We start from the raw sequence: 8,774 nt of genomic DNA, 5'->3' as shown, positions 1-8,774 counted from the left end.
CAAACAGGAAGTCGTTCCAGATATTGGTGAACTGGTAGATGACGGTGACGACGATGATCGGCAGCGAGTTCGGCAGCATGATGCGGCGGAAGATCTGGAAGAAGCTGGCGCCGTCGACCTGGGCGGCCCTCACCAGCTCGGTCGGGAAGGCCTCGTAGAAATTGCGGAAGAACAGCGTCGTGAAGCCCAAGCCGTAGACGACATGGACGAAGACCAGGTTGACCGTCGGATTGCCGAAGCCGAAGGAAAAGCCGGTGGCGTTCTGCAGCGTCATGCCGAAGCGGCCGAGCGAGCCGAGGATGGTCGCCATCGGCAGCAGCACCGACTGGAACGGGATGAAGCAGGCAAACAGCATCAGCCCGAACACCAGCGTATGGCCGGGGAAGCGCCATTTGGTCAGGACATAGCCGTTCAGCGCCCCCATGATGGTGGAGATGGCCACCGCCGGCACCACCATCTTGATCGAGTTCCAGAAGTAGCCCTTGATGCCGGCGCAGGTCAGCCCGACGCAGGTCTCGCCCCAGGCCTTGATCCAGGGATCGAAGGTCGGCGATTGCGGCAGCGCCAGCATGTTGCCGCCCTGGATCTCGTCCATCGTCTTGAACGAGGTGGTGAGCATGACGAAGAGCGGCATCAGATAGAGGACGGCGAAGATGACCAGCAGGCCATAGATGACGATGCGGCCGATAACGCGTCCTGCATTGCCGGAGGCGGCGGGAGAGGCAGCGGAGATGCTCATCGGGCCTTCTCCTTCAGTTCGGAATAGAGATAGGGCACGATGATCGCCGAGATCGTCATCAGCATGATGATGGCGCTGGCCGAGCCGACGGCCATCTCATTGCGCTTGAAGGTGTATTCATACATGAAGTTGGACGGCAGCCAGGCCGAGCCGCCCGGCCCGCCGGAGGTCAGCGCCACCACGAGGTCATAGGACTTGATCGCCATATGGGCGAGCACGATGAAGGCGGAGAGAAAGACCGGGCGCAACAGCGGGATGATGATGCGGCGATAGAGCTGCAGGGTCGAGGCGCCGTCGATCTCGGCCGCCTTCATGATCTCGCCGTCGATGCCGCGAAGACCGGCGAGAAACATCGCCATGACGAAGCCCGAAGCCTGCCAGACGCCGGCGATGACGACAGTATAGATGACGAAGTCCTTGTTCTTGATCCAGTCGAAGTGGAAGCTCGTCCAGCCGAAGTGATGCAGCGTCTGCTCGAGCCCGAGGCCGGGATCGAGGAACCATTTCCAGGCCACCCCGGTGACGATGAAGGAGAGCGCCATCGGATAGAGGAAGATCGGCCTCAGCAGCCCCTCGCCGCGGATCTTCTGGTCGAGCAGGATGGCAAGCAGCAGGCCAAGCGCCAGACAGATGCCGACATAGAGAAAGCCGAAGATCGCCATATTGGTGATCGAGGTGTACCAGGAGGATGGCGGGTCGCTCTCGAAGGTCCAGCGCCACAGCCGCTGATAGGCCCGCGCCCCGGTCAGCTGATAGGAGGGGAAGGTCTTGGAATTGGTAAACGACAGATAGGCCGTCCAGACGATGAAGCCGTAGACGAAGACGAGCGTGATGACGAAGCTCGGCGCCAGCACGATCTTCGGCAGCGCATCCTGCAGCCGGCCCCTCAGCGAAATCGGCGTCGCTTGCCCGGGGGTCAGAACCGGATCGGTGGTGGCAACTGTGCTCATGGATATCTTCTCCCTTCCCGCAGGATCGGCTCGGCAATGATCGCTGCGGAGCCTGACGCTTCCCCGCAAAAGACGCGGGGAAGCATATTCATCGGCTGGTCTCAGCGGGCGTCGTCGATCGCCTGGACGAGCTGGGTGACGGCTTCGTCGGAGCTCTTGATCTGGCCGTGGACGAACTTCGAGACGACGTCCTTATAGGCATTGGCGATCGCCGGAGGCGCGCCATACCCTTGAGCGAGCGAACCGAACAGCGTGCCGCCCTCGTTGGCGGCCTTCAGGTCGGCGATGCCCTTCTTGCCGCAGGCGTCGAAGTCGGTGTCGGGAACGTCGGTGCGGGCCGGCACCGAACCCTTGACGACGTTGAAGGCCGACTGGAAGCTCTTCGACAGCGTCGCCGTGGCCAGCGCCACCTGGGCCGCCTTGCGGTCGTCGGGGACGTTGAACATGCCGAACATGTCGGAGTTATAGATGACGCTGCCGTCGGTGCCGGGGAAGCGGTAGCAGAGGAAGTCGGTATCCGGGGTCTTCTTGGCGGCGACGAATTCGCCCTTGGCCCAGTCACCCATCACCTGCACCAGCGCATCACCCTTGATGACCATGGCGGTCGCCAGGTTCCAGTCACGGCCGGAGAAGTTCGGATCGACGTACTGGATGATCTTGGCCAGGTTGTCGAAGGACTTCTTCATCGTCTCCGACTTCAGCGATTCCTCGTCGAGATCGTTGAAGGCCTTCTTGTAGAACTCAGGCCCGCCGGTCGACAGCACGATGGAATCGAACATCGTCGCTTCCTGCCAGTTCTGGCCGCCGAGCGCCAAGGGGATGACACCGGCAGCTTTCGCCTTGTCGAGCAGCGCGATCAGGTCGTCGAAGGTCTTCGGCTCGGTGCCGCCGATCTTGTCCATGACCGCCTTGTTGATCCACAGCCAGTTGACCGAGTGGACGTTGACCGGCGCTGCGACCCACTTGCCGTCATAGACCGAGAACTTCTGCAGTGCGGCCGGCACCGACTTGTCCCAGCCTTCCTTCTTGGCCGTCTCGGTCAGATCGCCCATGACGCCGGCCTCAGCATAATCGAGCACGGTATAACCCAGCATCTGCGAGGCCGTCGGATAGGTGCCGGCCGCCACCATCGCCTTCAGCGCCGTCATCGCCGCATCACCGCCGCCGCCGGCAACCGGAACATCCTTCCAGGCAAAGCCTTCCTTCGACAGGTCCTCCTTCAGGACGTTCAAAGCAGCCGCCTCGCCGCCTGATGTCCACCAGTGCAGCATCTGCACTTCCTTCACGTCGGCTGCCTGTGCCGCGCCGAGGCCAGCCATCATCACGACAGCAACAGCCGCCGAGCTCATAAACTTGCGCATGAATTTCCTCCCATTGAGATTGGCGGCGGGCCTTCCCTGCCGCCCGATGCTTTCCGCCATTGCGGCGGTCGGCATACAGCCGCGCTCCTCCGCGCGGTTGATCATTTAAAACGTTATACGCATATGGTCGTCAAGTCCTTTCTCGATACCCGAGAAAAATATGGTTATTTCAATATCTAATTGATTTTTATGATATTTATCTTCATGCCTAATAAGGCGTTAAAATTTAAAACGTTTTCATTCGCTGATTGCGCATCCGGGTCATCGTGTTATTGTATCGGCAATTCCAGCGTGGAAAGCGAAGTAGTGACTGAACCGCCCCGGCCGCAGCGCGGCGAAAATATCGATATTCCTCACAAGCGCGGCAAGCCGACCTTGCGGACGATCGCCACGATCACCGGGCTGGCAGTGACGACGGTATCGCGAGCGCTCTCAGACGCGCCGCAGATTTCGCTCGAGACCCGCCAGCGCGTGCATCGCATCGCCCGCGAGATCGGCTATCTCCCCGATCGGGCCGCCCAGCGGCTGAAGACCGGCCGCACCAACGTTATTGCCATTCTGCTCGATCCCCACGAGGAAGTGGTCGGCTTCACCACCTCGATCATGTACGGCATCGCCAAGGCGCTGAAGGAAACCTCCTACCATCTCGTCGTCGCCCCGAACTTCCTGTCGACGACCAATGCCGAGGCCGCCGACTACATCATCCGCAACCATCTCGCCGACGGGCTGATCTTCACGCGCACCGAGCCGCTCGACGCCCGCGTCCGCCTGCTGCTCGAAACCGGCTTTCCCTTCATCTGTCACGGCCGCACCGAATTTTCGACGCCGCATCCCTATGTCGACTACGACAATTTCACTTTCGCCTACGAAGCGACGCGCCGGCTGATCGTGAAGGGCCGCAAAAAAGTGGCGGTGATCCTGCCGCCGAAACGGCTGACCTTCTGCCAGCATATCCTGCACGGTTTCATGACGGCGGTGCGGGAGGCGGGCATCGCCCATGAGATCCCCGAGGCGATCGATCTCGATACGCCGGCGGATGTGCTGCGTGATTTCATCCGTGTCCGCGCCGCCGCCCAGGATGCGCCCGACGGCTTTATCTGTCCCGGCGAAGTCTCCGCCCTCGCCGTCATCAGCGGCATGAACGATGCCGGCCTGACACTTGCCGCCGACTACGACATCGTCGCCAAGGAAACCTCCCGGCTTCTGACCCATTTGCAGCCGAAGGTCGACACCATCCACGAGGACCTGACGGCAGCGGGCGAAGATCTCGGCCGCATGCTGCTGCAGCGCATCAACAATCCGGACGCCGAGGATTTGCACCTGCTGCTGCCGCCGCAGATCAACTTTCCGATTGGTTAGCCCGCTCGGCTCGAATACCCTTATATTAAGTGGTTTTCATCGCACGCGTTTTGTCTTAGAAGCGCGCCCGTAATCCGGTCGCAGCCCACCCGGTCAAAACAAGGGATCCCAAATATGAAAACCATTGTCGTCTGCTCCGGCGGACTCGACTCCGTTTCGCTTGCCCATAGGATGGCAGCGCAAGAACGGCTTATCGGCCTCGTCTCCTTCGACTACGGCCAGCGGCACCGCAAGGAACTCGATTTCGCCGCCAAATGCGCCGCGCGCCTTGCCGTACCCCATCACATCATCGACATATCAGCCATCGGCGGCCATCTCAGCGGATCGGCGCTGACCGACAATGTCGAGGTCCCCGACGGCCATTATGCCGAGGAGACCATGAAAGCGACCGTAGTGCCGAACCGCAACGCCATCATGCTGGCGATCGCGTTCGGCCTGGCCGCCGCGCAGAAAGCGGATGCCGTTGCCGTCGCCGTGCATGGCGGCGACCACTTCATCTACCCGGACTGCCGTCCGGGCTTCATCGATGCCTTCCAGCGCATGCAGAACGAAGCGCTGGACGGTTATGCCAGCGTCAAGCTGCTCGCACCCTATGTCGAGGTCCCCAAAGCCGCGATCGTGGCCGATGGCGCAAAACATGGCACGCCTTTCGCGGAAACCTGGTCCTGCTACAAGGGCGGCAATCTCCATTGCGGGCGCTGCGGAACCTGCGTCGAACGCCGCGAAGCCTTCCATCTCGCCAGTGTCGCCGACCCGACGGAATATGAGGACCGCGACTTCTGGAAGGCGGCGGTGTCGCAATATGCCGCGACGGAGGTGCGTTGATGTACCGCATCACCAAGGAGTTTCATCTCTCCGCCTCGCATCAATTGGATCACCTGCCGGCCGATCATCAATGCGCCCGGCTCCACGGCCACAACTACATCGTGGTCGTCGAACTCTCGGCCGAAAACCTGAATGACGACGGCTTCGTTCGCGATTATCACGACCTCTCGCCGCTCAAGCGCTATATCGACGAGGCTCTCGATCATCGCCACCTGAACGACGTGTTCGGTCATTCCAAAGTCACCTCCGAATTCCTGGCCAGGCATTTCTACGACTGGTGCAAGCAGCGTTTTCCCGAGACGTCGTCCGTCCGCGTCAGCGAAACGCCGAAGACTTGGGCGGAGTACAGGCCATGAGCACGGAGACCATCCGCGTCAGCGAGATCTTCGGCCCGACCATACAGGGCGAAGGTGCATTGATCGGACTGCCGACGGTGTTCGTCAGGACGGGCGGCTGCGATTACCGCTGCTCCTGGTGCGACAGCCTTCATGCGGTCGACAGCGCCTTCCGGGATCAATGGATGCCCATGTCGGTCGAGGCGATCTGGCAGGAGGTCACGAAACTCTCCGGAGGCAGGCCGATGACGGTTTCGCTTTCCGGAGGCAACCCGGCGATCCAGCCGCTCGGGCCGCTGATCGAGCTCGGCCATTCCAAAGGATACCGCTTCGCACTGGAAACACAGGGAAGCATCGCCCGGAACTGGTTTCGCGATCTCGACGTCCTGGTCTTGAGCCCCAAGCCGCCGTCAAGCGGAATGCAGACGGACTGGGGTGAGGTCGACAACTGCCTTCGGCTGACCGCCGGCGGGCCGGAGATCGCTTTGAAAATCGTCGTCTTCGACGATGCCGACTATGCATTCGCGCGAGACGTGGGCCAACGATACCCCTATATTCCCCTGTACTTGCAGCCGTGCAACCATACTCCGCCGCCGCCTGAAGACGACGACGCGCGTATCGATATCGACGGCGTCATGGACCGGATGCATTGGCTCGTCGAGAAGGTGACGGCGGACCGCTGGTTTGCGCCGCGCGTGCTGCCGCAGTTGCACGTGCTGCTTTGGGGAAACAAACGAGGGGTGTGAGCTACCGTCCGCCGAAACCTATCGTTCCGGAAAAGCGAAGACATCGACAGGCTCTCCGAGCCCGCGCAACGGGAAGGTGCCGAGACTGTCCATGTCTTTCGCGCAGCCCGCCATTTCGACGAAGGCCCGCGACAGGAGCACCGGGCGCTTGACCTCCTTGGTCAGGCTTTCCAGCCGCGAGGCGACATTGACCGCCGGGCCGATGACGGTGAAATCCAGCCGCCGGCGCGAGCCGATATTGCCGTACATGACGTCGCCGACATGCACGCCGACGCCGTAGCGCAGCGGTTCGCGGCCCATGCGCGCGTGCTGCTCGTTCAGCTCGGCCATCGACGCCTGCCCTTCGCGGATCGCCTGCAGCAGATCGGCACAGGCCGTATCCTTGCTGAGCGGGAAAATTGCCAGCAATCCGTCGCCCATGAATTTGAGGATCTCGCCGCCATAGCGTTCGATGGGATCCGACATGGCGTCAAAATAATCGTTCAGCAGATGGATGACGTCGTCGCGCGGCCAGAGATCGGAGAGCGCCGTGAAGTCGCGAAGGTCACAGATCATGATCGCCGCACCGACGGTGGCGCCGCTGCCGCGTGTCGTCACGCCCGACAGGATCTGCTCGCTCGCATGCGGCCCGACATAGGTCTGCAGCAGCGTGCGCGCCATGATGTTCTTCAACCTGATTTCGCTGACGAGGGTCAGCGCCGGCAGGAGATCGCGCAGGAAATCGGTATGCTCGCGCGTAAACCCGCCCGGCTGGCTGGTGGAAAACGTCACGACATGGCGTTTGCCGAAAGTGTGCTCGACCGGCCACGCGATGTACTCCGTCAGGCCCTCGTCGCGCAGTTCCTGAAAGAATGAATCCTCCTCGCTGTCGGCTGGGTCTTCCAACTGTCTGCGCACCTCCTCCGCGCCCTGGTGGATAGCGTTGACGGGACTCTTCAGGAACTCCGGCGTGGTTTCAACACCGTAGGCGAATGTGTTGATCTTCGCCTCCGCCATGCCCTCCTTCCAGAGGATGCGAGCACCGATCCATTGCGGATGGTTGGTCCTGAAATGCAGCGTCGCGCGCGCCAACGGCACCCCTGCGGCCAAGAGCTTCCCGCACATCGCCACCAGGATATTGTCGATGAAGCGCTCGCCGCGCGTCTCGTTCACCAGCCAATCGAGGATCCGCCTCCGGCGGATCGGCCAGGCCCCTTCGCCCGTTTCAACGGCCACCCCGGCCTCGTTCAAGAAAGAAGACATCAAAACCCCGCTACGCCGCATCATCGACGAGTACCGAATTCAATTGCCGTGAATGTGGTCGATGCGGAAGCAAATAATAAGGGGAGACTGCAATTAAGTCTCAGAAATCCCAATCCTCGTCCTCGGTGGCAACAGCCTTGCCGATCACATAGGAGGAGCCGGAACCCGAGAAGAAGTCGTGGTTCTCGTCGGCATTCGGCGACAGCGCCGAGAGGATCGCCGGATTGACCTTGCAGGCTTCGGCCGGAAAAAGCGCCTCATAGCCGAGGTTCATCAGCGCCTTGTTGGCGTTGTAATGCAGGAATTTCTTGACGTCCTCGGTCAGCCCGACACCGTCATAGAGCGCTTCGGTATATCGCGCCTCGTTGTCGTAGAGTTCGAGCAAGAGGTCGAAGGCGAAATCCTTGATCTCCTGCCGGCGGCCTTCCGACAGCTGCTCCAGCCCGCGCTGGAACTTGTAGCCGATATAATAGCCGTGCACCGCCTCGTCGCGGATGATCAGGCGGATCATGTCGGCCGTGTTGGTGAGCTTCGCCCGGCTCGACCAGTACATCGGCAGATAGAAGCCGGAATAGAACAGGAAGCTTTCCAGGAAGACGCTCGCGACCTTCTTCTTCATGGGATCGCCGGAGGCATATTGCTCCATGATCAGCGCCGATTTCCGCTGCAGGAACTCGTTTTCCTCCGACCAGCGATAGGCATCGTCGACATCGGGCGTCGAGCACAACGTCGAGAAAATCGAGGAATAGGAGCGCGCATGCACCGCCTCCATGAAGGAGACGTTGGAAAGCACCGCCTCCTCATGCGGCGTCATCGCATCTTCCATCAATCTGGTCGCGCCGACGCCGTTCTGGATCGTGTCGAGCAGCGTCAACCCGGTGAAGACGCGGATCGTCAGCTGCTGCTCGGCCGCCGTCAGCGTCGCCCAGGAAGGAATGTCGTTGGACAGCGGCACCTTCTCCGGCAGCCAGAAATTGCCGGTCAACCGGTTCCAGACTTCGAGATCCTTGTCATCCTCGATGCGGTTCCAGTTGATGGCGCGCACGCGGCTGATTGGCTTGATGGATATGTTCATTGGGTGGTCTTTCTTCGACAAATTCTAACGGAGTGCGGGGCCCCCTCACCCTGCCCTCTCCCCGCTGGGGAGAGGGGAACGCCATGCATTCGGCTTGTCTCTTCTCCCCATCGGGGAGAAGGTGCCGGCAGGCGGATGAGGG

General features: G+C 61.2%; 9 protein-coding genes. 4 read left to right on the top strand and 5 right to left on the bottom strand.

Translation table 11 applies throughout. The features are described from left to right. From ATY76_RS19000 to ATY76_RS18990, 3 genes are all read right to left on the bottom strand, one after another. Positions 1 to 739: carbohydrate ABC transporter permease (locus tag ATY76_RS19000; RefSeq protein WP_088676298.1), on the bottom strand; the 739-nt coding region annotated here is incomplete at its 3' end. Next, positions 736 to 1,689, bottom strand: a complete 954-nt coding sequence (locus tag ATY76_RS18995) for a sugar ABC transporter permease (RefSeq protein ID WP_088676297.1) — start codon at positions 1,687 to 1,689, stop codon at positions 736 to 738. The genes ATY76_RS19000 and ATY76_RS18995, both read right to left, overlap by 4 nt. A 101-nt stretch (positions 1,690 to 1,790) precedes the next feature. Next, complete coding sequence (locus ATY76_RS18990; protein ID WP_088676301.1) at positions 1,791 to 3,050, bottom strand: ABC transporter substrate-binding protein; 1,260 nt, start codon at positions 3,048 to 3,050, stop codon at positions 1,791 to 1,793. Between the two features lie 306 nt (positions 3,051 to 3,356). On the opposite strand from ATY76_RS18990, the gene ATY76_RS18985 reads away from it, so the two are divergent. The 4 genes from ATY76_RS18985 (at position 3,357) to queE (ending at position 6,315) form a co-directional block, all read left to right on the top strand. Continuing rightward, on the top strand, positions 3,357 to 4,409 hold the full coding sequence (locus ATY76_RS18985; RefSeq protein ID WP_088676296.1) for a LacI family transcriptional regulator: 1,053 nt from the start codon (positions 3,357 to 3,359) through the stop codon (positions 4,407 to 4,409). Between the two features lie 114 nt (positions 4,410 to 4,523). Continuing rightward, a complete protein-coding gene (gene queC, locus ATY76_RS18980; protein WP_088676295.1) occupies positions 4,524 to 5,234 on the top strand; it encodes a 7-cyano-7-deazaguanine synthase QueC in 711 nt (236 codons plus the stop codon). Further along, the gene (gene queD, locus ATY76_RS18975) at positions 5,234 to 5,590 is read left to right on the top strand and encodes a 6-carboxytetrahydropterin synthase QueD (protein ID WP_088676294.1); all 357 of its coding nucleotides are present in this window, start codon (positions 5,234 to 5,236) and stop codon (positions 5,588 to 5,590) included. Before queC ends, queD begins: the two co-directional genes overlap by 1 nt. Continuing rightward, positions 5,587 to 6,315, top strand: coding sequence for a 7-carboxy-7-deazaguanine synthase QueE (gene queE, locus ATY76_RS18970; RefSeq protein ID WP_088676293.1), 729 nt, complete (start codon positions 5,587 to 5,589; stop codon positions 6,313 to 6,315). The genes queD and queE overlap by 4 nt, the downstream gene beginning before the upstream one ends. An 18-nt stretch (positions 6,316 to 6,333) precedes the next feature. Here queE and ATY76_RS18965 read toward each other — a convergent pair whose 3' ends face one another. Beyond that, positions 6,334 to 7,557, bottom strand: a complete 1,224-nt coding sequence (locus ATY76_RS18965; RefSeq protein ID WP_088676292.1) for an adenylate/guanylate cyclase domain-containing protein — start codon at positions 7,555 to 7,557, stop codon at positions 6,334 to 6,336. A 100-nt stretch (positions 7,558 to 7,657) separates the two neighbouring features. Continuing rightward, a complete protein-coding gene (nrdF, locus tag ATY76_RS18960) occupies positions 7,658 to 8,632 on the bottom strand; it encodes a class 1b ribonucleoside-diphosphate reductase subunit beta (protein WP_088676291.1) in 975 nt (324 codons plus the stop codon). Positions 8,633 to 8,774: the final 142 nt, after the last annotated feature.

This window comes from Rhizobium sp. R339 (genome assembly GCF_002211395.1).
In the GTDB taxonomy this organism is placed as follows: Bacteria; Pseudomonadota; Alphaproteobacteria; order Rhizobiales; family Rhizobiaceae; genus Rhizobium.
Note: the sequence above shows the minus strand (reverse complement) of the source record. Positions and strands in the feature narration are given on the sequence as shown.

What these genes read in the sequence shown, in the direction of transcription:
- ATY76_RS18995 (WP_088676297.1), bottom strand. Translation starts at nt 1,689, where the DNA reads ATGAGCACAGTTGCCACCACCGATCCGGTTCTGACCCCCGGGCAAGCG.
- ATY76_RS18990 (WP_088676301.1), bottom strand. Translation starts at nt 3,050, where the DNA reads ATGCGCAAGTTTATGAGCTCGGCGGCTGTTGCTGTCGTGATGATGGCT.
- queC (WP_088676295.1), top strand. Translation starts at nt 4,524, where the DNA reads ATGAAAACCATTGTCGTCTGCTCCGGCGGACTCGACTCCGTTTCGCTT.
- queD (WP_088676294.1), top strand. Translation starts at nt 5,234, where the DNA reads ATGTACCGCATCACCAAGGAGTTTCATCTCTCCGCCTCGCATCAATTG.
- queE (WP_088676293.1), top strand. Translation starts at nt 5,587, where the DNA reads ATGAGCACGGAGACCATCCGCGTCAGCGAGATCTTCGGCCCGACCATA.
- ATY76_RS18965 (WP_088676292.1), bottom strand. Translation starts at nt 7,557, where the DNA reads ATGTCTTCTTTCTTGAACGAGGCCGGGGTGGCCGTTGAAACGGGCGAA.
- nrdF (WP_088676291.1), bottom strand. Translation starts at nt 8,632, where the DNA reads ATGAACATATCCATCAAGCCAATCAGCCGCGTGCGCGCCATCAACTGG.